The organism is Arsenophonus endosymbiont of Aleurodicus floccissimus (assembly GCF_900343025.1).
Taxonomy (GTDB): Bacteria; Pseudomonadota; Gammaproteobacteria; order Enterobacterales; family Enterobacteriaceae; genus Arsenophonus.
Genome location: NZ_OUND01000003.1, coordinates 35,293 through 61,642 on the forward strand (window position 1 = coordinate 35,293; position 26,350 = coordinate 61,642).

General features: G+C 37.5%; 15 protein-coding genes, 3 tRNA genes and 7 pseudogenes. 18 read left to right on the forward strand and 7 right to left on the reverse strand.

Features of this window, described 5'->3' with window-relative positions:
- Positions 1-118 precede the first annotated feature (118 nt).
- The 4 genes from thrP to ARADI_RS10175 all read left to right on the forward strand — a co-directional run bounded on the left by thrP (position 119) and on the right by ARADI_RS10175 (position 2,114).
- Positions 119-1,495: a bifunctional threonine/serine APC transporter ThrP gene (thrP, locus tag ARADI_RS10160; protein WP_119712213.1), complete on the forward strand. Its 1,377-nt coding sequence runs from the start codon at positions 119-121 to the stop codon at positions 1,493-1,495.
- A 153-nt stretch (positions 1,496-1,648) separates the two neighbouring features.
- Positions 1,649-1,725 (forward strand) — tRNA-Arg (locus tag ARADI_RS10165).
- Positions 1,726-1,798: 73 nt separating this feature from the next.
- Positions 1,799-1,874: transfer RNA gene (locus ARADI_RS10170), tRNA-His, on the forward strand.
- A 163-nt stretch (positions 1,875-2,037) separates the two neighbouring features.
- Positions 2,038-2,114: transfer RNA gene (locus tag ARADI_RS10175), tRNA-Pro, on the forward strand.
- An 861-nt stretch (positions 2,115-2,975) separates the two neighbouring features.
- Here ARADI_RS10175 and ARADI_RS10180 read toward each other — a convergent pair.
- The 4 genes and pseudogenes from ARADI_RS10180 to hemC form a co-directional block, all read right to left on the reverse strand.
- Positions 2,976-4,168 (reverse strand): annotated as a pseudogene (locus tag ARADI_RS10180) (heme biosynthesis HemY N-terminal domain-containing protein).
- Complete coding sequence (gene hemX / locus ARADI_RS10185; RefSeq protein WP_119711991.1) at positions 4,165-5,418, reverse strand: uroporphyrinogen-III C-methyltransferase; 1,254 nt, start codon at positions 5,416-5,418, stop codon at positions 4,165-4,167. The pseudogene ARADI_RS10180 and the gene hemX overlap by 4 nt, the downstream one beginning before the upstream one ends.
- A 21-nt stretch (positions 5,419-5,439) precedes the next feature.
- Complete coding sequence (hemD, locus tag ARADI_RS10190) at positions 5,440-6,177, reverse strand: uroporphyrinogen-III synthase (protein WP_119711992.1); 738 nt, start codon at positions 6,175-6,177, stop codon at positions 5,440-5,442.
- The gene (gene hemC / locus ARADI_RS10195) at positions 6,174-7,115 is read right to left on the reverse strand and encodes a hydroxymethylbilane synthase (RefSeq protein WP_119711993.1); all 942 of its coding nucleotides are present in this window, start codon (positions 7,113-7,115) and stop codon (positions 6,174-6,176) included. Before hemC ends, hemD begins: the two co-directional genes overlap by 4 nt.
- A gap of 562 nt (positions 7,116-7,677) precedes the next feature.
- On the opposite strand from hemC, the gene ARADI_RS10200 reads away from it, so the two are divergent.
- Positions 7,678-10,245 (forward strand): class I adenylate cyclase, encoded by a 2,568-nt coding sequence (locus tag ARADI_RS10200; RefSeq protein WP_119711994.1) that lies wholly within the window; start codon positions 7,678-7,680, stop codon positions 10,243-10,245.
- A 32-nt stretch (positions 10,246-10,277) separates the two neighbouring features.
- On the opposite strand, the gene cyaY is transcribed toward ARADI_RS10200, so the two are convergent.
- Entirely contained in the window at positions 10,278-10,601 is a 324-nt protein-coding gene (gene cyaY / locus ARADI_RS10205; protein WP_119711995.1) for an iron donor protein CyaY, read from the reverse strand.
- Between the two features lie 85 nt (positions 10,602-10,686).
- On the opposite strand from cyaY, the gene lptM reads away from it, so the two are divergent.
- The 7 genes and pseudogenes from lptM to corA all read left to right on the forward strand — a co-directional run bounded on the left by lptM (position 10,687) and on the right by corA (position 17,282).
- Positions 10,687-10,881 (forward strand): LPS translocon maturation chaperone LptM, encoded by a 195-nt coding sequence (gene lptM, locus ARADI_RS10210; protein WP_119711996.1) that lies wholly within the window; start codon positions 10,687-10,689, stop codon positions 10,879-10,881.
- A 25-nt stretch (positions 10,882-10,906) separates the two neighbouring features.
- Positions 10,907-11,731: a diaminopimelate epimerase gene (gene dapF / locus ARADI_RS10215; protein WP_119711997.1), complete on the forward strand. Its 825-nt coding sequence runs from the start codon at positions 10,907-10,909 to the stop codon at positions 11,729-11,731.
- A gap of 28 nt (positions 11,732-11,759) precedes the next feature.
- The gene (locus tag ARADI_RS10220; protein WP_119711998.1) at positions 11,760-12,464 is read left to right on the forward strand and encodes a DUF484 domain-containing protein; all 705 of its coding nucleotides are present in this window, start codon (positions 11,760-11,762) and stop codon (positions 12,462-12,464) included.
- Positions 12,461-13,303, forward strand: a pseudogene (locus ARADI_RS10225) (tyrosine recombinase XerC). Before ARADI_RS10220 ends, ARADI_RS10225 begins: the two are co-directional and overlap by 4 nt.
- Positions 13,304-14,020, forward strand: a pseudogene (gene yigB / locus ARADI_RS10230) (5-amino-6-(5-phospho-D-ribitylamino)uracil phosphatase YigB).
- A gap of 64 nt (positions 14,021-14,084) precedes the next feature.
- On the forward strand, positions 14,085-16,247 hold the full coding sequence (gene uvrD, locus ARADI_RS10235) for a DNA helicase II (protein ID WP_119711999.1): 2,163 nt from the start codon (positions 14,085-14,087) through the stop codon (positions 16,245-16,247).
- A gap of 84 nt (positions 16,248-16,331) precedes the next feature.
- Positions 16,332-17,282 (forward strand): magnesium/cobalt transporter CorA, encoded by a 951-nt coding sequence (gene corA, locus ARADI_RS10240; protein WP_119712000.1) that lies wholly within the window; start codon positions 16,332-16,334, stop codon positions 17,280-17,282.
- Positions 17,283-17,402: 120 nt separating this feature from the next.
- Here the strand turns inward: corA and ARADI_RS18280 are convergent, their stop codons facing one another.
- Positions 17,403-17,612 carry a hotdog fold thioesterase gene (locus ARADI_RS18280; protein ID WP_439647103.1) on the reverse strand — a complete coding sequence of 70 codons (210 nt, stop codon included), beginning with the start codon at positions 17,610-17,612 and terminating at the stop codon, positions 17,403-17,405.
- Between the two features lie 513 nt (positions 17,613-18,125).
- Here ARADI_RS18280 and recQ point away from each other — a divergent pair.
- The 6 genes and pseudogenes from recQ to ARADI_RS19830 all read left to right on the forward strand — a co-directional run bounded on the left by recQ (position 18,126) and on the right by ARADI_RS19830 (position 22,863).
- Positions 18,126-19,973 (forward strand): annotated as a pseudogene (recQ, locus tag ARADI_RS10250) (ATP-dependent DNA helicase RecQ).
- Positions 19,974-19,987: 14 nt separating this feature from the next.
- Positions 19,988-20,971: pseudogene (gene pldB / locus ARADI_RS10255) on the forward strand (lysophospholipase L2).
- 17 nt (positions 20,972-20,988) lie between these two features.
- Positions 20,989-21,793, forward strand: a pseudogene (yigL, locus tag ARADI_RS10260) (sugar/pyridoxal phosphate phosphatase YigL).
- A gap of 286 nt (positions 21,794-22,079) precedes the next feature.
- Positions 22,080-22,262: a hypothetical protein gene (locus tag ARADI_RS18285; protein ID WP_238149378.1), complete on the forward strand. Its 183-nt coding sequence runs from the start codon at positions 22,080-22,082 to the stop codon at positions 22,260-22,262.
- Positions 22,263-22,425: 163 nt separating this feature from the next.
- Complete coding sequence (locus ARADI_RS18295) at positions 22,426-22,722, forward strand: tetratricopeptide repeat protein (RefSeq protein WP_238149379.1); 297 nt, start codon at positions 22,426-22,428, stop codon at positions 22,720-22,722.
- Positions 22,723-22,737: 15 nt separating this feature from the next.
- Positions 22,738-22,863, forward strand: coding sequence for a hypothetical protein (locus ARADI_RS19830; protein ID WP_255420691.1), 126 nt, complete (start codon positions 22,738-22,740; stop codon positions 22,861-22,863).
- Positions 22,864-22,999: 136 nt separating this feature from the next.
- On the opposite strand, the pseudogene mscM reads toward ARADI_RS19830, so the two are convergent.
- Positions 23,000-26,324 (reverse strand): annotated as a pseudogene (gene mscM / locus ARADI_RS10270) (miniconductance mechanosensitive channel MscM).
- Positions 26,325-26,350 lie beyond the last annotated feature (26 nt).

Sequence of the window (26,350 nt, forward strand, 5' to 3'; positions counted from 1 at the left end):
TATAAATTTTTATTTCGTTATTATTAAAAACATGTTTTCATTACGGCACTATTATCTGTCATTTTGACCATGAAGGTCATATGGTATTAAGTGATTATTGACAGGGCAGGAAATTGCTATGGGGAAACCGGAACAATGTCTCAGTCGTGGCCTTGAAGCGAGGCATATTGAACTTATTGCATTAGGTGGAACAATTGGTGTTGGTTTATTTATGGGCTCTGCCAGTACGTTAAAGTGGGCCGGACCTTCTGCATTACTGGCTTATATTGTTGCTGGATTATTTGTCTTTTTTATTATGCGTTCAATGGGAGAAATGCTGTTTCTTGAACCTGTTACTGGCGCTTTTGCCTCGTTTGGTTATAAATATTTGAGCCCTTATTGGGGATATTTAACGGCATGGGGTTATTGGTTCATGTGGGTCGCTGTTGGTATATCAGAGATTACAGCGATTGGTGTCTATGCGGAATTCTGGTTTCCTGAGGTTCCACAATGGATTTTTGCGTTGATTTCATTTGTACTTGTTGCATTAGCTAATCTGGCCGCAGTACGTTTGTACGGTGAATTGGAATTCTGGTTTGCTATGATTAAGGTTACCACGATTATTGTGATGATCTTGATTGGATTAGGGTTGATTTTTGTTGGTATTGGCAATAATTTTGAACCGATTGGTTTAGCAAATTTGACTGAGCATGGTGGGTTTTTTGCGGGTGGCTGGCAAGGTTTTTTATTTGCGCTTTGTATTGTGGTTGCCTCTTATCAAGGCGTTGAATTAGTTGGTATTACTGCGGGAGAAGCAAAAAATCCGCAGTTGACATTAAAGAAAGCTATTAATAATATTTTATGGCGAATTTTGATTTTTTATGTTGGTGCTATTTTTATTGTTGTAACGTTATTTCCTTGGACAGAGATTGGTCAAAATGGTAGTCCATTTGTGCTAATGTTTGCCAAAGTAGGCATTGTATCGGCAGCTGCGGTAATTAATTTTGTGGTACTTACAGCCGCATTATCAGGCTGTAATAGTGGCATGTATAGTGGTGGGCGTATGATTTATGCTTTAGCACAGAATGGTCAACTGCCAAAATCATTATTGAAAGTGACCGCAAATGGTGTGCCTGCACGGTGTATTATGCTAACAATTTTGTGCCTTATTGTTGGCTCAGGCCTCAACTATATTATCCCTGATCCACAAGCGGTTTTTGTATATGTTTATAGTGCAAGCGTATTGCCTGGAATGATACCATGGTTTGTTATTTTATTGAGTCAATTGCGTTTTCGGCAAGTGCATCAACAGCAATTAGCCCAATATACTTTCAAATCAGTATTATTTCCTTACGTGAATTATTTGACCCTGCTTTTTTTGGCGTGTGTACTTGTTGGCATGGCAATTAATCCAGATACGCGTTTATCATTAATTGTTGGCGGCGTGTTTTTATTGATTGTTTCTGTGATCTATTTTTTGAATCGTCTTTTCCGTCATAAAGCAATGAAAAAATGATTAGCAATAACCTGTTTTGCTAATTAAAAAATGATGGTAAGGTTAATTTTATGATTGAAATGGATAAAGCGTAAGCAAAGAATCTTTTTATTTAAAAAATCACTGGACAGCATGCTATTAAATCCGTACTATCGTCACCCGCAACGGCGTTAAGCGCCCGTAGCTCAGTTGGATAGAGCGCCGCCCTCCGGAGGCAGAGGTCTCAGGTTCGAATCCTGTCGGGCGCGCCATTTAATCAGTGCTCTGCTACGGTGTAGTAGATTAATGTTGTATATAATGAATTGAATTTTTAAAGATTTTACGGTGGCTATAGCTCAGTTGGTAGAGCCCCGGATTGTGATTCCGGTTGTCGTGGGTTCGAATCCCATTAGTCACCCCATATTCGTTTTATGCAGTTTGCGAGGGTGGAGGAATTGGTAGACGCGCTAGCTTCAGGTGTTAGTATCCTTACGGATGTGAGGGTTCAAGTTCCCCCTTTGGCACCCATAATATAAATAAGTTTTAAAAATTACATAAAAAACGTAGTTAAATAGAGATTTTTTCGGCGAGTAGCGCAGCCTGGTAGCGCAACTGGTTTGGGACCAGTGGGTCGGAGGTTCAAATCCTCTCTCGCCGACCAAATTTTAAAGAAACCCTGCAATAAATTGCAGGGTTTCTTCTTTTATGTGTTCCGCATGGACGCATTCCTGCGAGTGAAAATTTTGTCATAGGCGTATCATAGCAAATTAAGTGAGGCGCAATTGCATGTAAGCGACCAAATATGTGAGTAAGCGTGCAGCGTAAGTCACGAGCTCAGAAGGTGCAGCCAAGCAAGCGGAATGGACTATAAAAATTACAAGCCTTTCATTATCAAGGCGAAACAGCTTAAATACGGTGATTGTGTGATGAAGAATAACGCGTTTTTACTTGGTGGAGATCTCACCTAACGCATCAAAAGGGTAGCGGTAAAAGCCGGAGTGAGAAGCCAGCAGAGACCTAATAAGCGGCTATAATTATACCATTATATTTAATTAAACAAATAAGTGTGAATAAATTAGTTTATACTCGTTATCTGTCAACATCGATTCCCCATTTTTATAGCGAAAAATAGCATAATTGTATTTAAAATGTTATTTTTTTATCTATTTTCAAAATTTTGTCGTGTTTTAACAACAAAGCTAGTAATTATTGTCTCAATATAGAGACATTTTATTTGATGAAAAATAAAGAAAAAATATAAATATTGCTATAACGTCTCTAATAAGAGACAGTTTGATAATGCGTATCGTGAATTGTGGGGCAATTAAAGTAAATAATAAAATTATTTTGTTAATTATTTAGCAAAGCTAAGATTTTATTCAACCGGTAATTACTAAATAGTATTATTGATGCTATTTGATCCAGATGTTTTTACGTTAAAAATGTCAAATCAATCGATAAAAGTAAAAAGCCTCTGTAAATTAAAAGAAGTGGCGTCAAAACAATAGAGAAGAGATAGTGATCAATTTTCATGCTTTAATGAAAAAAGTAAGCCATGTTGGCGAATTTGCGCTGCTTCTTCCGCTTTATGTTGTTTATCTAAAGCATCAGCAAGCCAGGCAAAGTCGTGAGCATCAGGACGTTGCGCTAAAGCAGACTTAAAATATTTTTCCGCTTCTTGCCATTCGCCATGGTGTAATGCAAATTGACCTAATGTACTATTTAGTAAGGGAGTGGCACCACCTGACTGTTTTATTAGATTGGTCAGGATTTTATTCATTGCTTTGCTATCGCTAATTTGTAAACGAGGAACTAGCAATAAAAGATGCTCATCATATTGCTGTTTTAAGCCTGTAATAATAATTTTTTCTGAGGCTTCACTATAGTCGCATTCAATAAGGCGAGCAGCAACGATCGATTTTAGTACCGGATCATGACGTATTTTACGTCCTTGAGACTGCCACCAATCTTTTAAATTTTCGTTGCCACCTTCAGCCATATATTGATTAATCAAACTTTTATAGGCGTCTTTACGTAATTTATCGATCTCTTCTGCACTATATAACTTTTCTTTTTGCATAATAGACAAAAGTTCAATAAGCGCTTGATAAGCTCCTGAACGTTGATAGGCTTGTTCTGCCATTCTTAAGACTTCAGGCGTTACGGTGCCTGATCCAGTAATTTATCAACACCGTGACGTGCTGCATGAATTTTACCTTCAGCAAGTTGTATACGCATGCGTGTAATATCAACAGGAAGTTGATGGTTACCCGCAACTTCTGCTGCGCGCTCAAGATATTGATTGGTACGATACTCATCACCGCGTTGTTGAGCTGCTTCTGCTGCCAGCAGATAGTTAACAACCGGTTATTCTGCATAGTCAGCATGACCTGTCAGTAGTTTTTCGACTTGTGAAAAATCACCTTCCGCTAATTTTAGTAATGCTTTTTATGTTTGACTGTGTGCTTTATGATATTTACGGCTTTTTAGTCAATTATGGGTAAACGATGAGGTACCGCGAATACGACGATAGCACCAGCCAAGCAAACAGAAAATAAATTGTAAAATAATAAAACAGATGACTAAACCGGTTACACTGGTTTCAATATCGTAGTTGTTGGTTTGGATCAGTACATAACCTTGGTGCCCGCCGATAATGGGACCAATAATGATGCCAGCAATCAGTATAATAAAAAGGATCAGTACTTTTATCATGCAGTTCCCTCCTCCTGGGCGGTTTTATTGCTAGGTTTTACGGCTTCTTCTATTGGAGCAGGGGGGGGAACTATTTTTATGTCATGATTTGTTCTCTTTTCGTTGGTTGGTTGCGTTTTTTGCGGTTTCGGTGTTGGAGAAGAAGGGATTTGCCCTTGAATACGTTTTTGCAACGCTTTATCGAGTAGTAATAAACTTTTTAACTCGCTGGGAATATCCATTGTAATCGGTTGTTCAATCAGTTTATCGACTTCGGTAAGGAAGGCTTTTGTTGCCGCGTTGTTGGTATTGAAGTAAATTCGAATCCAGGTTGAAACTTGCTCTAAAGATTGCTTATAAATTTGCTCTTGATGACGAGTTACGGCTTGGGCGGCAATAAGTAGTTGTGCTCGAATATTGGCGCGTAGGTAAATGTCCTGATTTGGTGCAAGTAAAGGCGCTTCATGAGAATCTCTACGACGAATGGTAATAAAATTTTTACTAAAACTTTTCCAACTTTGGCTAAGATTTTGTTTCCAATCGGCAAGATTATTGGAAAGTTCCGTGCTATCTTCATCCTCCATGGGGTTACCATCGGGAGCGCTATCATTTATGCGTAAATTATCGATATCACTGCTAAGTCGATTAAGCTTTAAAATAATTCTGTCATTATCAATTTGGGTAATGGCTGATAGCCCACTGATATCATTATTAAGCGTTTTTCGGATCTCAATTAAATTAGGATCATTCATTTCTGCTAGACTTGCATCAGCACTTTTTAATAAGGCAATCGCAGTAACGGGATCATAGTCATTCCAAAGTTTTCGGCCAGCCATTTTGGCTAAGAAATCAGCTTGGGCAAGTAACCAGCGTTTTACATTTGTACTTGAAAGTGTTGTAATTTGTGCTTGTAATTCTTCGACGCGTTGTTCAAGTTGTTGCTCATATTCTTTCTTATCTAACTGGCTAATACGCTGGGATTCAACCAATTGGTTAATTTGCTGTTTTTCTGTTTCTTGTCGACGTAATAATTCATTTATTTGTTGTTGTAATTCACTGCTTTCATTGATTATTTGTTGATGTTTTAGATTAAGATAATAATAGAAGCTACCACCGAGTATGATAATAAGAACGATAGTAATTATACTACCAAACAGACCAGAACGCTTTTGCCTATGGGGGGTACTATTTTGGGTAGTAGATTGCGTTGCTATTTTTGAGGCATTTGATGGGTTTTCATTCACCTCATTCGGTTTATTCTGTTCCGTCATAATTAATATCTTAATATCGCTTTACATTAATGCCTGAATTAAAGCATCATTATTAGCACTTTTGGCTACTTTGACTGATTGCCATCCTAATTGGTAAGCAGTACTGGCCAAACGTTCACTGACAATAATCAAGTGGCGAGAAAGTAACCAAGGTTTAACATCATCTGTAATTAAGTTAAATAATAAATGTAACATTTCGCCACTGGTAACAATAATTGTTTTAATATTTGCTTGCCGCCATTGCAAATCGAAAGTTTGTCGATCATATTTTATTGGTTGACGTTGATAACACTCACAATAATCAATATGACTTCCGCGCGATTTTAACGTTGCGGCGAGTAGTTCACGTCCACTGTTACCCCGCAATAACAAAGATTTTTTGCCTAATATTGATTGTAAATCAGGTAATTCAATTAATGTCTCACTAGTTTCACCAGCTTGAGATAGTTGAATAGGCAAATTAGTTATTCGGTGAAAAGTCGATGCTGTTGAATGCCCTATACCATAATAGGATAGCGTATCAGGCCATTTTCGTCCTGCTAAATAAAGTGCTGAATTAGCATGCCATACCGCATTTGGCGATAAGAAAAAAACCTGATCACCATTAGTTAGCCCGGCTAATTTAGTCGGCAGAAGGGCTAGTTCATTACTTGGCATAATTTCAATCAGTGGAGCATGAAATGCCATTTTTCCTAATGACCTAATACGTTTAACAAGTTTTTCACCGCTGGGGTTTGGTCTGGTGACCAATATTCTCATCGAGAAAATGCTCCTGGCGAAATTTTGTTAAGAATTTGTTTGGCACCGTTATTGAGTAACTCCTCCGCAAGTTCAATACTAGCTTGTTGAGCGTCTTCAGGCGTAAAATATCTTTCTGCACGAATAATTTGACAACCATCGGGCGCACCAACTAGCGCTCTAAGCCAAATCTGTTTATTTTGCCAAATAGCATAACCACCTATTGGGACTTGGCAACCACCTTCCAATCGATTGTTGACGGCTCGTTCTGCTTGAATACAGATAGCAGTATCATGATGATGTAATGATGCTAGACAATGTTGTGTGTGATAGTCATCAAGACGGCATTCAATACCAATTGCGCCTTGCCCAACTGCTGGTAATGACTGCTCTGGTGGCAGAGGCATACGTATGCGTGTTTCTAAACTTAGACGTTTTAAGCCAGCGGCAGCAAGAATAATACCATCGTATTCACCATTATCTAATTTACTCAACCGTGTTCCGACATTACCACGCAGATCTCGAATAACCAAGTGGGGATAAGTATGACGTAGTTGGCATTGGCGGCGTAGGCTTGATGTTCCTATAATACTCCCAGCTGGAAGCGCATCAAGGGAATCGTACTGATTAGATACAAAAGCATCAAGAGGATCTCCTCTCTGGCAAATAGCCATTAATCCTAAATTATTAGGGAAAGTAGCAGGAATATCTTTTATAGAATTAACAGCAATATCAGCTCCGTTTTCTAACAGTGCATTTTCTAATTCTTTGACAAAAAGTCCTTTGCCGCCAATTTTTGCCAGGGGAGTATCAAGTAGGATATCACCTTGAGTACTCATGGGAATAAGTTCAATCGTTAGTGTTGGATGATACTTTTCTAATTGTGTTTTTATGAAAATTGCTTGCCACATTGCTAATGGACTTTTCCTTGTTGCGATACGCAGTGTTTGTGTTGACATATTTTTATTTTTCTTAGGTAAAATTAGATTATCAGTGAATTATAAAAGAAAGGTAGACAATTTTAACATTTTGGTAAGTTTTTTTCCAGTTGTAGCTGGACACTTAAATAAATATAGCTAATGCATAGTGCAATTTGTAAACAGAAAAAAAATAGCTTGCAACAGCTGCAACGTGATTTTTTGTTATTGGATTAAAGCAAATAAATACATATTTAATTAATTTTTTTTTATATTTATCTGAATATTTATTAATGGAGTAATTATAAAAATTTTATAAGAAAATTTAATTAATTTTTTCCTTTCCTTTTTTTATACAGATCATCTATTTGTAATTCTTAGAAACGAAAAAAATTTTTAGGTAAAAGAATTGAAGCATTTAGTGTGAAAAATCTACATTTAGTGTAGATGTAATGTACTTTACCCTTTTGTTACAAAATGTTAAATTGATCACGTTTCTGGCAACCTATTCAAAAAGCTTATCGCTGTTATCGTTCCCCAATACCAAGGAACCAATGGCTGAGTTAAGGTTACTATTTTTTAAAAGTTAATTCAGGCAAAACTTTTGTATCTTTATATTGAGACACTAAAGCAAAGATTGGATGCGATCAATCAATTACGACTGGAACGAGCATCATCTTCTATGAATGAAGCGTTCAAGCATGTATATGGATTGCTGCCAGTTTTATTAAATTATCATCATCCCATGTTACCTGGTTATATAGAAGGTAATGTACCTGCTGGTGTCTGTTTTTTTGCGCCTGATGCTCAGCAAATTAATTGGTTAAAGCAGTTTGAGGCATATCTTTGTTGTGAACTATCTTCACAACAAACCAATGGTGAATTACCTATTACAGGTATTTATTCCATGGGAAGTACATCATCAGTCGGGCAAAGTGATGTTTCTGATTTAGATATTTGGGTATGTCATCAATCATGGTTAGATCAAGAAGAAAGACAACTGTTACAAAAGAAATGTACATTAATTGAGCAGTGGGCGTCCTCGCTTGGTATAGATATTACTTTCTTTTTAATTGATGAAAATCGTTTTCGCCATCATACGAGTGGTAGTTTGAGCGACGAAGATTGCGGAACAACACAACATATATTGCTATTGGATGAATTTTATCGTACAGCGGTTTGCATGGCTGGGAAACGTTTGCTATGGATGATGGTACCCGCAGAAGAAGAAACCAATTATGATGAGTATGTTTTATTTTTGTACGCGCGGGGAGTATTAGCGCCAAATGAGTGGTTGGATTTAGGCGGCTTAGGTGAATTATCGGCTGAAGAATATTTTGGTGCTAGCTTGTGGCAATTGTATAAAAGTGTTGATTCTCCTTATAAAGCGGTACTGAAAAGTATTTTACTGGAAGCTTATTCCTGGAATTATCCACATGGTATGTTGCTGGCAATGGAATTTAAGAAACGTTTGCATGCTGGGGAGATTGTTTCCTATGGTCTGGATGCCTATTGTTTAATGTTAGAACGCGTTACCCGTTATTTAATGGAAATCAATGATTTTAAACGTCTTGATTTGATTCGTCGCTGTTTTTACCTCAAAGTTTGTGAAAAATTGTCTGATGAAAATAGTACCTCGGTGAGGGGTAGTTGGCGCCGGCATGTGTTATCTCAACTTGTTACTTCATGGGAGTGGAATACAGAGCGATTAAGCGTCCTCGACAAGCGAAATTATTGGAAAATAGCGCAGGTTCGAGATGCGCATAATGAATTACTTGACACCATGATGCAAAGTTATCGTAATCTTATTCGCTTTGCCCGTCGTAATAATTTACGCATTAGTGCCAGCCCACAAGATATTGGTGTGTTGACGCGGAAATTGTATGCCGCCTTTGAAGTATTACCTGGCAAAGTCACTTTAGTTAATCCGCAAATTTCACCAGATCTATATGAAAGTCATCTCACTTTTATTTATGTTCCTGCTGGGCGTGCCAATCGCAGTGGTTGGTACTTATATAATAAGGCGCCAACTATAGATTCTATCATTGGACACCAACCTTTAGAATATAACCGTTATCTTAGTAAATTAGTGGCATGGACTTACTTCAATGGTTTATTGACAGAGCAATCCCATATTTATATTCATAATAGTGGTTCACAATGTGATGATAATAAATTACATCAATTTATTAATGATATAACCACAAATTTTCCGATTCGATTACTTGCACCCACACCAAAAGCTTTATATAGTCCCTGTGAAATTCGCCATTTAGCCATTATTGTTAATTTAGAGAAAGATCCGACAGCGGTGTTTTCTGATCAAATTATCCATTTTGATTTATGTAAATTAGACATATTGAGTTTTGGTGATCCACCGCAATGCTTAGTGAGCAGTATTGATCTACTATATCGTAACTCTTGGAATGAGGTAAGAACACTGCATTTCTCCGGTGAGCAATCTATGTTGGAAGCATTAAAAACGATTCTGGGCAAAATGCATCAAGATGCTGAATTGCCTGATGTGGTTGAAGTTTTCTGTTATAGCCAACATATGAGAGGGTTGATCGGTACAGTTGTTCAACAGCTGGTTTCAGAATGCATTGAATTGCGTCTATCAAGCAGTTGTAATGACTCAGGGCGTTTCAAGGCATTACGTATTGCAGGTCAGACCTGGGGATTATTTTTTGAGCGCTTGAATGTTTCAGTGCAGAAATTGGAAAATGCAGTCGAATTTTATGGTGCAATTTCTAATAATAAATTACATGGCTTGCCGGTAAAATTGGATATCAAAGAAACTTATCATTTACCTTTAGTTGTTGATGGTTATGCCAGTGAAGGGATTGTACAATTCTTCTTTGAGGATACAGAAGAAAATCATGGTTTTAATATCTATATTTTAGATGAAAAAAACCGGGTGGAAATTTATTCACACTGTGAAGGAAACAAAGAAGAACTTGTTAGGGATGTCAGCCGTTTTTACTCATCCTCACATTATCGTTCTACCTACCGTGCAAGTTTAGTCAATTTCAATTTACCGCAATTTTATCAGATAATAAAAGTAGAAGATAAAAATCAAGTCATTCCTTATTTGTCTGGCTCATTTTCAAACTCACCGTTCAATGAGAACGTCTGTCGAGAAGAATCAGGTATTAGTTTTTATATACATTAATAATAAAGAATGATATTTGTTTGCTTTCGTAGTTAGAGAACAAATGAAAATGGTTCACCACTTTGTTCACTAATAGCATAGGCTAATATTTGAATAAAATTTTTATTACTGCGCGTACAATACCAATTATCTGTTTTATAGTTAAAGCGGTAACCCCCTGACCGTGTAGCTAGCCATATTTGATGGAGTGGTTCTTGGCGGTTGATAATAATTTTACTATCATTTTCGAAGGTTAGTGTCATAATACCGCCATGGGTTTCGCAATCAATATCATTATTACCATTATACTGATCAAATTGTTCTTCTATTTTATTCATCACTTTATCAACCAATTGATGAAATTCTGTGTCTGTCATCGTCAATTTCCTATTTGCTTTTCTACGCCTAACTGCGATTATAGATTATAAAGGATAATGATTTAAACATGCAGGCGTTAACATAATGAAAAAATTACTTTGGCTATTTATTACATCGATATTTTTAACCTTACTTTCTGCTTGTGGTTTGAAAGGACCACTCTATTTTCCAGCAAAAGCAATAGCGGAGCAAAAGGCTGAAGTACGGTATCTTCTAAAGAGACAGAACATCAATCGATACAGACTGAAACATTGCAAAAATCGAGTAATGACAAAATAGCCAATTGATTAAGATGGAGTAGAAAATGCAATTCTCCAAAATGTATGGTTTGGGTAATGATTTTATGGTGGTAGATGCCGTTACTCAGAATGTTTATTTTTCTTCTGAACTTATTTGTCGTTTATCAGATCGACATAACGGAATTGGATTTGATCAGCTTTTAGTTGTTGAAGCACCTTATGATCCCGATCTTGATTTTCATTATCGTATTTTTAATGCCGATGGTAGTGAGGTGGCTCAATGTGGTAATGGTGCCCGTTGTTTTGCTCGTTTTGTTCGCCTTAAAAAACTGACCAATAAACGCGATATCAAGGTAAGTACTCAATCTGGCAGGTTGACATTATCGGTAGCAGAGAATGAAGATGTTTGTGTCAATATGGGAGTTCCTGAGTTTGAGCCAAATAAAGTAGCATTTAAAGCGCAAAAAGCTGAGAAAACTTATATAATTAGAACTCAGCAACAAACAATATTATGTGGCGTGGTCTCTATCGGCAACCCACATTGTGTAATACAGGTTGAAAATATTGACACGGCTAAAGTTGCTTTATTAGGGGCGATGCTTGAAAAGCATGAACGTTTTCCTGAACGAGCTAATATAGGATTTATGCAGGTTATTGATCATGAACACATTCGATTACGTGTACATGAACGTGGTGTAGGAGAAACACAGGCTTGTGGAAGTGGTGCCTGTGCTGCTGTTGCTATCGGTATTCAGCAAGGTTTATTAAAAAAAAATGTCCGTGTTGATTTACCTGGTGGCATGCTAAAAATTCGTTGGAATGGACTGGGTCATCCTCTGTTTATGACAGGCCCTGCGACACATGTTTATGATGGTGTTATTCATTTCTAAGTTTTGTTTGGTTAAGAGGTCTTTTATTATGGATAAAAAAGAAGCAACATTTGATCCTCAACCTCTGTTAGATGATCAGACAGTCGTAAAATATCTAAAAAGCAATCCTCATTTTTTTATTCGTAATGCAGCTGCTGTTGAACAGATACGGGTTCCTCATCTGGTTCATCATGCAGTTTCATTAGTTGAATGGTCGATGAAACACCAACGAGTTTATATCCAAAATCTGGAACAGGATATGCAACTATTGGTTGAGCAGGCGCGCAATAATGAAATACTATTTAATCGACTGTTAAAATTGGTTATTCAGCTATCAACGGCAGACGATTTTGCCGATTTTCAGCAACGTTTATATGCATGGTCAAGAAGTTTTGGTCTGAGTGGTGCTTATATTCGCTTGTTTAGTGATTGTTGGCAGCTAGGCATACCAATGGATGCGCAAAAAGTTATGATTTCTCATCAGGCATTTGAGCCTGTTCGTATTCAGCGATTTGGTGAAAAAAATCATTATCTTGGTACGTTAAATAATCCAGAAATATTATTATTAATGCCAGACGCAAATCATGTCGGTTCGGTGGCTATTTCTTTATTAGGTCTTTATGGTAATTTAGGGATGGTGATCTTTAGTAGCCGTGATACTCAGCATTATCAAAAAGGGATGGGAACGACGATGCTTGACCACTTAGCTAAATTATTGCCCGATCTGCTGTTACGCTGGGTAACTCGTGCATGAATTCAACACTGCAAAGCTTGCAGCAGCGAATTAACGACTTTTTGCGTTACTTACGTATAGAACGGCAGCTAAGCCCCGTGACGATTATTAATTATCAACGTCAACTAGTCATGTTAATGGACATGGCTATAAATATGAACATCAATAATTGGACGCAATTGGAAACATTACATGTTCGTATGATGGTTGCAAAATGTCGCCGACAAGGATTGCAGGCAGCGACTCGCGCTTTACGTCTTTCGTCATTAAGAAGTTTTTTAAATTGGATTGGTTGAGCAGGGCGTATTAACCGCTAATCCAGCTAAAACCGTTATAACGCCGAAAAATAAACGCCATTTACCAAAAAATATCGATGTAGATGAAGTCAATAAGTTGTTAAATATTGATTTAGCAGATCCGCTATTGTACGTAATAGAACCATGTTGGAAGTGATGTATGGCGCAGGATTACGTTTATCGGAACTGGTTAATTTGAATTGCTAACATCTGGATTTACCTAATGGTGAAGTTTGGGTTATGGGGAAAGGTAGTAAAGAACGGAAGGTACCATTAGGACGTATCGCGGTAGAATGGTTAATCCGTTGGCTTGAAATGCGTCAGCAATATGTTAAGCAAGACGAAGCTGTTTTTATCTCAATTCAAAGAGGAAAACGTATTTCCGCTCGGAATGTGCAAAAGCGTTTTGCATTATGGGGAATTCGTTAGAATGTTAGAAGTCATATTCATTCTCATAAATTTCGTCACTCTTTTGCCACTCAAGTTTATACTCACCTAGATTTTCAGCATTTAGCCAAGGTTTATGATGTGACTCACCCAAGGGCAAAAAGAGAGAAACCTTGAATGCGTGTTTATCGGCAATTAACTTCTATTGCAGCGATTACCTTTGATTTGGATGATAGATTGTATGATAATCGCCCTGTTATTGCTAAAACTGAGCAGGAATTATTAGATTTTATTCGTTGCTATGACGATCGCTTTAATAAACTTCAATTTGCCGATTTGAAAAATTATTAAACGTTAATTGTTAATCAGTATCCTGAAATTTATCATGATGTTACACAGTGGCGTTGGTTAGCAGTCAAGGTGTTACTTTGTCAGTATGGTTACGATCGAGAAGGATCTGCTGGTGGTGCTGACGATATAATGGCACACTTTTCTTATTGGCGTAGTCAAATTGCAGTCCCAGACGTGACCCATAAAATCTTATCTACCTTAGCCGAAAAATTCCCACTAGCGGTTATTACTAATGGCAATGCAGATCCGTATGCTTGTGGATTAGGTGATTATTTTTAATTTGTTTTAAAAGCGGGGCAAGATGGACGGGCTAAACAATTTAGTGATATGTATTATCTTGCCGCGCAGAAATTTAATATTGTAATGGATAAAATTTTACCTGTCGGTGATGATTTAACAACCGATATTCAAGGTGCTTTACACAGTGGCATGCAAGCTTGTTGGATCAATACTAACAATAGCAACTTACTAGCCACCAATGAGAATGACATATTACCTCATATTGAGATCACCGGTTTAGCTTCACTCATTGCGCTGATATAATCTTATCATCTAATTAAAAACACAGTAGTGATTTATTGACTGCTCTCTTAATTTAGTGGTAACCATGAACGCCTCATATTTACTTGAAAACTTAAATAATAAGCAACGCGAAGCTGTTGCTGCTCCTCGAACGAATATGTTAATACTTGCTGGCGCAGGTAGTGGTAAAACACGGGTATTGGTTCATCGAATTGCCTGGTTACTGGCGGTTGATAAGGTTTCGCCTTTCTCCATTATGGCGGTGACATTTACCAATAAAGCAGCGGCTGAAATGCGTCATCGTATTAATGCGTTATTAGGTAGTGATCAAGGCGGTATGTGGGTAGGAACTTTTCATGGCCTGGCGCATTGTCTTTTACGGGCTCACTATTTGGATGCTAATTTACCGCAAGATTTCCAAATCTTAGATAGTGATGATCAATATCGTTTATTGCGTAGAATTATCAAGGTCATTAATCTAGATGAGAGTAAGTGGCCACCACGTCAGGCTATGTGTTACATCAATGCAAAAAAAGATGAAGGCTTGCGGCCACAGCATATTGAAAGTTATGGCAATCCAACAGAGGCTACTTGGCTGCGAGTTTATCAGGCTTATCAGGAAGCGTGTGATAGGGCCGGATTAGTTGATTTTGCTGAACTTTTATTGCGTGCCCATGAAATGTGGCTAAAGAAACCGCATATACTACAACATTATCGTGAACGTTTTACCAATATTCTGGTTGATGAATTTCAAGATACCAACAGTATCCAGTATGCCTGGATACGTATTTTAGCCGGTGATACTGGCAAGGTGATGATTGTTGGTGACGATGATCAGTCAATTTATGGTTGGCGTGGTGCACAGGCAGAAAATATTCAACGTTTCTTGCAAGATTTTCCGGCAGCGGAAACTATTCGGCTAGAACAAAATTATCGTTCGACTAAGAATATCTTGAAGTCGGCTAATGCACTGATTGCCAATAATAATAACCGGTTAGGAAAAAATCTCTGGACAGAAGGGGCTAATGGTGAACCTATCTCGCTTTATTGTGGCTTCAATCAGTTAGATGAAGCGCGTTATGTTGTTAGTCGCATTAAACAATGGTATGAGAAAGGTGGCGCTTTAAAGCAGTGCGCAATTCTTTATCGTAGCAATGCACAGTCACGGGTGCTTGAAGAGGCCTTGTTGCAGTCTTCAATGCTTTATTGTATTTATGGTGGCCAACGCTTTTTTGAGCGGCAGGAAATTAAAGATGCGCTCTCTTATTTACGTTTGGTTGCTAATCGTAATGATGATGCATCATTTGAGCGAGTTGTTAATACACCAACTCGAGGTATCGGCGAACGAACTTTAGACACTGCTCGTCAGGCCGCGCGCGAAAAACAACTCACGCTTTGGGAAAGTTGTGAATATTTATTAGCTGAAAAAGTCCTTGGAGGTCGGGCGGCCGGAGCGATTGAAAGGTTTCTTGAGTTAATTGATGCATTGGCTAAAGAAACGACGGATATGCCGTTACATGTTCAAACTGATCGCGTGATCCGCGACTCAGGTCTGCGGGCGATGTACCAACAAGAAAAAGGCGAAAAAGCGCAAGTGCGAATTGAAAACCTTGAAGAGTTAGTCACTGCTACTCGTCAATTTAGTTATCAAGATGAAGATCAAGATTTAATGCCACTGCAAGCATTTTTGTCTCATGTTGCGTTGGAATCCGGTGAAGGGCATGCGGAGTTACATCAAGATGCCGTTCAGTTAATGACGCTACATTCGGCAAAAGGTCTAGAATTTCCATTGGTTTTTATTGTTGGTATGGAAGAAGGTATGTTTCCAAGCCAAAGGAGTGCGGAAGAGAGCGGAAGGCTGGCAGAAGAAAGGCGATTGGCTTATGTTGGATTGACACGAGCGATGAAGAAATTGACGCTGACTTATGCGGAAAGCCGTCGATTATATGGTAAAGAAGTCTACCATCGCCCTTCGCGTTTTATTGCCGAATTACCGACTGAATGTATTGAAGAAGTTCGTTTACGTGCAACGGTTTCTCGCCCTATTAGTCATCAACGACTTGGTACCCCAATTAATCGAAATGATAGTGGCTATACATTAGGTCAACGGGTTCGTCATCCTAAGTTTGGTGAAGGAACTATTATTAATTTGGAAGGGGATGGTGAGCGTTGCCGCTTGCAGATAGCTTTTCAGGGCGAAGGGATCAAATGGCTGGTTGCAGCTTATGCTAAATTAGAGTTGCAATAAAGAATGCTTGAAGTAAGGGAGTTTTTGTTACTAATTAACTGGCTATTATTTTGCTATTTGGGGTTCTGAAGGAGGCCTGATAATATGCTGCTGGCATTTAAATTAGACAACCACCGTTTATCTCGCCTTGAGCTTGATGAAGGTGAAAAACTAACCGATGCGGTATGGGTTGATTTAATGGAGCCTAACGAAAAAGAACGGCAAACAGTGCAAACTGAATTGAAACAATTATTAGTAACCCCATCTGAATTAACCGATATTGAAGTATCGGCTCGTTTTTTTGAGGATGAGGATGGTTTACATATTCATTCATTTTTTTATTATCAAGATAGCGATGAACATGTTAGTAATTCGACAGTTGCTTTCACTTTTCGTGATGGCCGTTTATATACCTTGCGGGAGCGTGATCTGCTGGCTTTTCGTTTGTATCGTATGCGTTCAAGAAGCCAAAAGCTGATCGATGCTAATGCTTATGAGTTATTTTTAGATTTATTTGAAACTAAAATTGAACAACTTGCTGATGTAATAGAAAATATTTATAGCGTATTGGAATCGTTAAGCCGGATTATTTTGGAAGGCAAACAAGGTGATGAACTCGATAGCGCACTTTCTAATTTAGCGGAACAAGAAGATATTGGCTGGAAAGTGCGGTTGTGTTTGATGGACAGTCAACGAGCAGTAAATTTTTTGATCCGCCGAGCAAGATTGCCGACAGGTCAATTAGAGCAAGCGAGAGATATTTTACGTGATATTGAATCACTGCTACCTCATAATGAATCACTATTTCAAAAAGTAAATTTTCTTATGCAAGCGGCAATGGGTTTTATTAATATTGAGCAGAGTCGAATTATTAAAATTTTCTCCGTTGTTTCTGTGGTCTTTTTACCGCCAACGCTGGTGGCGTCCAGTTATGGTATGAATTTTGAATTTATGCCTGAATTAGGCTGGCGTTTTGGCTATCCGGCAGCAATTATATTGATGATTATTGCCGGGCTAGCACCTTATCTTTATTTTAAACGTAAGAATTGGCTCTGAATTTATCAGATAAATAAAGATAACTTGAGCAAAGTAGAAAGGCCAGCTTAATAACGTAAGCTTCATATAATGTTTATTTAAAATAGATTTTTATTATGGTCTTAGCTTGATTATTTTTATTTAACTCATGAAACAAGTGGCTATGCCTATTGTGATATGTTTATTTTCGTTATTATGCAATTCGGCTCGGGCAACAGAAATCTTATTACCAGGGCGAATGATTTTTCCCCTCGCAATAAATTTTTTACCACGACTTGGACGCAAGTAATTAATGTTTAAATCCATGGTCGCAAAGGCTGATAAACGTTCTCTGAGCGTTTTTTTTGACAATGAAGTTATTTCGATTTAATGCATTACAAAAGCAAATTATACTGCTAGCAACATCTAACACTGCAGCAATTACACCACCATGTAGGATTTGTTGTTCAAAGTTTCCTATCAATTGTGATTTGTCGTTAAAAATTAACTTGATCTCGGTGCTATCAAAGGATAAAAACTCAAAACCTAATAATTGGTTGAATTACATTTGAAGATATTTTCCAATTATAAGTTTCTGTGCATCGTCCAATGTAAGGGCAGGCGTATTCATAAATATTCTCTTAATTATTAGATATTATGTTAATCAACGATTGTTATTATGCAAAGGTTGGCAATTTTTCTATGGTTATGCTATTATGAATAGGTAAAAATAAATGGTTATTTGGCATAATGAAGAGTGACTTTTTTTTCTTCTAACTTCTTTATTTTATAGCGGAAATTAATAGGATGCTGTAATTCTTATCAGAGTCAGGGGGTAGCATATATTTATTTACCGCTTTTTATCAAAATTGATTAGTCACGGTTATTAAGGATACCAGTTATCTTGCGGAAATTATCAATATTACATCCCCGGTTCGGCAAGTGTTACAGCAGATTTTTGATTATCAGTAATTTCGGCCAGGCCAAGAACAAATTATTAATACTATACTATACTTATAAATCAAGATTTTTTGGTCGTCATGCCAACCGGCGGAGGAAAATCTCTCTGTTATCAAATACCCGCTTTAATTTTACCTGGCTTAATCATAGTGGTTTCTCCACTGATTTCATTAATGAAAGATCAAGTTGATCAGCTTTCTCAGTATGGTATTGAGGCCAATTATCTTAATTCAAGCCAAACCGGACAACAGCAAAAGCAGGTAAATTGAGCATTGTCGGCAAGGCAACATAAAATTACTTTATATTGCCCCCGAGCGGTTGGTTATGGATAATTTTCTTGATCAATTGCCGAAATTAAATCCAGTTTTATTGGCTGTCGATGAAGCTCATTGTATTTCACAGTGGGGCCATGATTTTGGCCCTGAATATAGAGCATTATGGCAATTGCGGCGTCGTTTTCCACAGTTACCAGTTATTGCCTTAACAGCTACTGCTGATCAAACAACGCGTAATGATATTATTCACGGGCTTGAACTGTGTGAACCACTTGTCCATATCAGTAGCTTCGATCGACCTAATATTCGTTATACTTTAGTAGAAAAATATAAGCCTCTTGATCAGCTTTGGTTTTTTATTAAAGGACAAAAGGGTAACAGCGGTATTGTTTATTGCAATAGCCGTAGTAAAACTGAAGAAACAGCTGAGCGATTGCATAAACGGGGTTTGAGTGCGGCCCCCTATCATGCGGGTCTTGATAATACACAACGCGCAAAAGTACAGGATGCTTTTCAAAAAGATGACTTGCAAGTGGTGGTTGCAACGGTGGCATTTGGTATGGGAATTAATAAATCTAATGTCCGTTTTGTCGTCTATTTTGATATTGCCCGTAATATAGAATCTTATTATCAAGAAACCGGTAGAGCTGGGCGCGATGGCTTAGCTGCAGAAGCCATTTTATTTTATAATCCCGCTGATTTATCTTGGTTGTGTTGTTGTTTGGCGGAAAGCCTGCTGGACAATTACAAGAGATTGAGCGCTATAAACTAAATGCTATGAGTGCTTTTGCCGAGACACAAACCTGTCGCCGTCTAGTATTGTTAAATTATTTTGGTGAAAATAGGCACCAACCTTGTGGTAACTGCGATATCTGTTTAGATCCACCGAAACAGTATGATGGCCTAATTGATGCTCAGAAAGTACTTTCTTGTATTTATCGGACAGGGCAGCGTTTTGGTATCGGCTATATTGCTGACATTTTGCGCGGCGCAAATCATCAACGTATACGTGAATTTGATCATGATAAGTTGCCAGTTTATGGCTTGGTTAAAGAACAGAGTCATGAGCATTGGGTGAGTGTGTGTCGGCAACAACTTATTCATATGGGTTTAGTGAACCAAAATATTGCTCATTTTTCAGCATTACAATTGATAGAAGCAGCTAGGCCGATATTGCGCGGCGAGGTACCATTACAATTGGCTGTTGCTAGAGTTTTATCGAAAAAAAGCCGTAATCAGCAAAATAAAAACTACCAAGGCCGTTACGATAAAAAATTATTTGCTAAATTACGTCAATTAAGAAAAGTGATTGCTAATGAAGAAAATATTCCACCTTTTGTGGTTTTTAACGATGCCACTTGAATAGAGATGGCGGAGCGATGTCCTGTCGGGCTATAAATGAACTACTGTTGATTAATGGTGTAGTCAAAGAAAATTAGCGCGATTTGGTGAGGTATTTATGACATTGATTCGCGATCATCTGGCAGGTTTTGAATAAGTTTAGGAATAATTATGACGCCTGACATGCTAAAAGCGAGTTGGCTGACACGTGAATCTCAGTTTTTAGCGTTTGCTAATGGTCTGCTTTTAGATTTTTGGAAGATGCATGATGAAGCAGAATTTATTGGCGTTGATAATATTCCTATTCGTTATGCAAAACTTTATTCTGCTCAGCATGATAAAGCGATTGTCATTTTTCCCGGGCGTAGTGAAAGCTATGTAAAATATCCTGAAGTCGCTTATGATCTTTATCATCTTGGTTATGATATTTTTATCATAGATCATCGTGGACAAGGTCTTTCGGGAAGAATGTTGGCCGATCCGCAAAAGGGGCACGTCGAAAAATTTACTGATTATATTGATGATTTTGAATCTTTTATTTCTCTTGAGATCAAATCACGACACTATTCACTTTGTTATGCACTCTCCCCATTCAATAGAGGGGCTATTCTTGCTGATGATAGTCTGACTTTTAATGCTGCGGTTTTATGTGCTCCGATGATAGGCATTAATTTACCGGCTTCACGTTGGCTGGCAAATTTTATCATTCAATGTGCTGAGGCGAGATCTAATACCCGTGATGATTATGCAGTATCAACCGGTAGATGGCAGCCATTACCCTTTATTATTAATGTATTGACCCATAGTTATGAACGTTATCGGCGTTATTTACGCTATTATGCCGATTATCCTGAACTACGTCTTGGTGGGCCAACTTATCATTGGATTGGGTAGAGTCTGCAATTTGGTGCTAGCTTAATTGAAAAAGCGGCAGAGATTGCGGTTCCGCTGATGGTATTAGAAGCGAGTGAAGATAAGGTCGTTAATAATCGGGATATTCAGAGATTTTGTGTCGCTCGGCAAAAAATGCAGATGGGAAGAGAGGAAAAGCTACCTTTAATTATCGAAGGGACAGACCATGAAATATTATTTGAAAACGATGCATTACGTGCTATCGCACTTAATGTAATTTGTGATTTTTTTGATCAACATTGATTAACCAAGGAAAAACAATGACGTATTTTGTTGTTGCTTCAGATTTAGATGGTACTTTACCGTCTCCTAACCACACTTTACCCCTTTATACAAAAGAAACGTTAAAATTATTGGTAGAAAAAAATATTCATTTTATTTTTGCTACGAGTCGCCACTATATTGATGTTGATCAGATCTGTAATGGGTTAGGGATTAATGCTTATATGATCACATCTAATGGCGCTAGGGTACATAACACCAATGGAGAGCTGATTTTAACGCATAATCTTGATCATGATATTGTTCATGAGCTCTATTTAATGGAGTTTGAGAATCCAAATATTCTGACCAACTACTATTCTAGCGATAATTGGTTAATTAATCTGGAGAGCCCGGAGCAAAAGCATATTTTCAAGAGTCTGTTTTTCACTATCAACTTTTTGAGCGCGATAATTTTTCGATGATGGATGTGAGCAAAGTTTATTTTACTTGTGAAGATCATCGGCAGTTACTGTTATCGCAGGAACAAATAAGAAATCGTTGGGGTGATCGTGTTAACGTTAGTTTTTCATTACCATGTTGTCTAGAGGCTATGAATGGTAGTGTTTCCAAAGGAAATGCACTAAAGCAAGTAGCGGATTTATTAGGCTATACTTTGCAGGATTGTATCACTTTTGGTGACGGAATGAATAATTATGAAATGTTAACCATGGGGGAAAAGGCTGCATTATGAAAAACTCACATCAATTATTACGAGATAATTTACCTGATATGGAAATTATTGGTTCTAATGAAGAAGAAACCGTTTCCTATTATTTACGTCGACTTTATAGTGGTATTTAAATATTTGGCGTAAATAAAAACCATGTAAATTGAGGTTACGGGAGTTCACTTTAGAAAATAACAGAATAATTTATTATTAATTTGTTGCAGTGCTTCCGTTTTTAATTATATCAACAGGTTAATTAATAATGAATTTTCAGGATTTATTATAATTTATATTATGGAAAATAAATTGCTTAAATCTATTTTTGAGTTGTGATTTGTATAGTGTGAAATAAAGGGATACTAAGATTAGTATCTTAGTATATAATTTTTGAAGTGTTAGTTATAAAAAGGAGCTGGCGATATGAGAAAATTAATTCTGGTATTTACGCTAGGAATAATAAGTTATGGTTCTTTAGTATCTGCTAATATAACAACTACAAAATCTAATGGAATAACACAATTACAGCAATTAGCTGAACATGGTAATGATAAAGCTCAGTATGAACTGGGGGAAAAATATTTCCGTGGACAAGGAATTTCTTAGGACTTCAAGCAGGCTGTCGTTTGGTATTTGAAATCAGCTGAATTAGGTAATGCAGATGCACAATTTAGACTCGCGACTATGTATGTTAATGGTTTTGGTGTTAGGCGTGATTATGATCGGGCAATAGAATGGTACCAAAGGGCAGCAATCCAGCAGCATGTTCGTGCGCAAAGCAAATATGGCTATCATGTATACTCATGGATTAGGTGTGAAACAAAATTTAACGGAAGCCGCATATTGGTATGAGCAAGCATCAAAAGGGGATTATGCATTGACACAGTTTAATTTGGGATTAATGTATAGTATTGGCAATGGTGTGATAAAAGATTATAAAAAAGCCGTCTATCGGTTCAAACACGCCGCAAAACAGGGAGATGCTAAAGCTCAGGATCGTTTAGGTGTTATGTATGCAGAGGGACATGGTGTTATAAAGATAATAAAATGGCCTATGCATGGTTAGCTACCGCATTTTGTAATGGTAATTAAAGAAAGTCAAAAATTTCATGATAGGATCGGGAAATTGTTTTCTGATAAAGAAATGAAGGCAGCTCAGGCGTTAGCTGAAGTTATATTAAAAAACTACCCCACCCAAATTGATTAAAAATAAATTAACTGATAACTAGATTAAATCCGTTATATATTAAAATAATATTATATTTATGTTAAAAATAAATATGATATACTTTGTTTAATTTTTATACAATTTTACCTGTTATTTAAACGGCCAAAGTTGATTGTTAATTTATAATTCTCCGGCTTTTCTGGCCGGCCGGCTTTCGCCCAGATGTATTTTTTGTTGCACTTCGTAATAGATTATTACTGGCAATATCAACTCGGGCTTGAAAGCGCGGAAATGGTAGCGTGATCCGATGTTGTGCAAAACCGATTAATATATTTTGATGAACTTCATGGCGGGCAGGTATTCTGTGCCCCGTTTCTGCCGCATAAATACGTAATTCAAAGATTTGAATACCTTTTTGTAAATCAACTAGATATACTTCAGGTGCCGGGTTAGTTAAAATCATCGGCGTTTTCTCGGGGGCATTTAATAATATCTGACTTATCTCGGTACTATCTACATCAGCGGGTTCTGGAATAGTTAAAACAATACGAGTGATAGTATCGGATAACGACCAGTTAATAAATTGCTCGGTAATAAAGGCTTTATTAGGAACAATAATTTCTTTGCGATCCCAATCTGTTAAGGTTGTTGCTCTAGTATTGATTTTAGTAATACTGCCTGTTAAATCACGAATAGTGATGGTATCGCCTATCCGAATTGGTTTCTCAAATAAGATCATTAAATCATAAATGATATTGGTAAAGATTTCTTGTAGGTCAAAGCCAAGTCCAACACCCATCGTGGCAATTAACCATTGTAATTTTGACCACTTAATACCAAGCATGGAAAACCCGACTAAGCTACCTATAAGCGCAATAGTATATTTAGTCAAGGTGGTGATTGCATAGCCAGTTCCTGGAGTTAAATCAAGGTGTTGTAACAGGGCAAGTTCCAACAATGCCGGCAAATTTCTAATTAGTTGTGCTGTAATAATAAGAATAATAATAAATAGTGAGCTGAGGGTGATCGGTTGAATGGTATCTACACCATTTACCGTAGTAGTGACATTCCAAAGCCGGATATTTTCCAGAAAAGAGAATGCTGAGTGTAGTTCAGACTAAATTAAAATCAGTGAGACTAACGCTATCATGGTGAGAATAGAGCGCACAAGTCCCAGAGATTGTGCACTGATTGTATCTAAGTCAATCGCACTTTCTTCGATATCGACTAAGCCTTCGCCACTACTATTATTTTCACCTTCATCTTTTGCTCGTTGAGCGAGAATGTTAGCGCGACGCTGTTTTGCTCTTTCAAAAGTAATTTTACGCCATTGGATAGACATCCAGCGGCGAATAATGTGATAAATGATCAATAAGAAAAACCAGATTGCAACAGAGGTTTCCAGCCTGGCTAAAAGTTCTTTAGATGTTGAAAGGTAACCCAATAATGCGGTAACCGTAGAAAAAATTGGCGCTATAATCAATAATAACCACAATATCTTGCTAATTGCATTCTCACCCGAGCCGTGGCGATCTAGATAAAGTGTTACGCCTACTCGTTTGAGGTTATAGGTAATCAAACTTAGCGCAATACACAGTAATAAGAAGCATAGTCTGCCTAAGCTTGGGGCAAATTCACGGTCGTTATAATATTCAAACGTAATTAAGGCCATCATCAATGGTACTATGACAAAAATTGATAATTGGTAAGTAACGCATTGCCCTTTTTATGTTTTCTTCTGACCAGCCAAAATGAAAAATAAACAATCCGTTTGGTATTGCAAAAGTAGCACTAATCATAAAAACCCATAAAACCGGTGTTGTCACTCTCATCCAGAGCCAATAGCAGTGGCCGTAGGGAATTGCCAGGCGCTTTGAAGGCCGTGACCATAAAATAGGTAATAGGTAAAGGGAGTGCTATCAGAATAGACCACAATACGGTTCGTAAGGTTAGAGCAAAGCGATCCTGCGTTACTTTACCAATACGGGTACTAGTAGCGCGAAGAAGAAAATTATTATAATGCTGATGGGTACTAATGCTAAAAATGACGATAGCAACAGCAGCCAGCAGGTATAACAAACTATCCTGACTGGCGAAGATAACTCTTTGCGCCACTGAGTTGAGATAATGTATCTAATAATAGTAAGCGAGTCAGATCTTTTACTATGGTAATTGGATAGTTGAGACTTATAGGGTCGGTATCCGCGATCCAGAACATATAACGATGGGTCGCATCTTTGATATCTGTTAATGCATCGGTTAACTGGGTTGCCGCAACATAAAGTTTGGTTAATTCCAATATTTCACTGTCATAACCAGAAATTATTGAGCTTAATAATTCTTTCCGAGTTTGGATCAGTGAGTCATAAATTTGCGTTTGTTATGGCGCTAAATTTTTTATTTCGGCTTGCTTTTCCTTGTTCTCTTTATTGTTGGAATCGAGATTTTCCAACATATCTTGAACTGAAGGCGATCAACTCGTTTGTTGATGATTTTTGGGTATTTCGGGCAAATGGTATAACTGCGCGCGTAATGCTTCACCTAAAGTAGTTGAACTGCCTAACCATTGTGCCTGTTCACGAATTGTCCCAAGCGCTTGACGAACGGTTAGTATATCACTGGAAGTCTGGCGTTGCCTTTGTTCAATATCATTTATTCTGTATGCTTGTTCATTAAGTCGTTGTGATAATTTACGATTTAGTTGCAATTGAGTTGTTAAAAATTTGGGTAGCTCTCCCCCTTGAGCAGCTAACATTTCAGTGTGGTTTAAGTGCCAGTTGTGCTTTCTGTTGGCGCTGAAAGTTTAGATGATTTCGTAGTTGTTGAAGCTCTTGGTCGATTTGCTGATAACGGTTTTTAAAAAGCTCAATGCGTAAGCGAGTAATTTCTTGGCGATTATTGGCTTAAAGTTGTGCTATTTCTAGTTCATTGGTTTTTGACTTTCTTGCCGTTACTTCGGTTTGTGCTAAGTTATATTGTGCTTCAGCTAAAGGGGACACCGGAACATACAGCGACTGTAGTCTTACGGTAGGGTCAGAAAGCAGCCGGCGAGCTTCTAATCATTATTGAGGCAATTTTACAAGAGAGTCGCTAATTTCACGATTTCTATCTTGTTCTTGCTGAATTTGTCTGCCTTGCTCAAGTAATTGACTACTAGCCTGAACAAATACGTTGCTCAAGTTCGAGGATAGTTATATTGATTGGTATAGTAACTGCTTTATTGCTTTCAATAAGAAATTGTTGCTGTAATTCTTTTATGATTTTGGGGAAATCATCAATTGCCTCTTGATAAGCGGGGGTTTTTTCTCTGATTCTTGTGCCTCTGATAACCAATTTAGGGCAACTTGTAATGCCTGAATAATCTCTGCATTTTTCGAATTTTTATTTGCTTCAAGTTGCTTAATCTCTTTTTTAATTTGTATTTCATCAAGATTAATTGCTGTAAATGCAGGTATTGTGATGAAAGAGAGACTAAACAGAATGCCGACTATCAGGCGCACAATATGATTTCCTCAGATAAAATTAT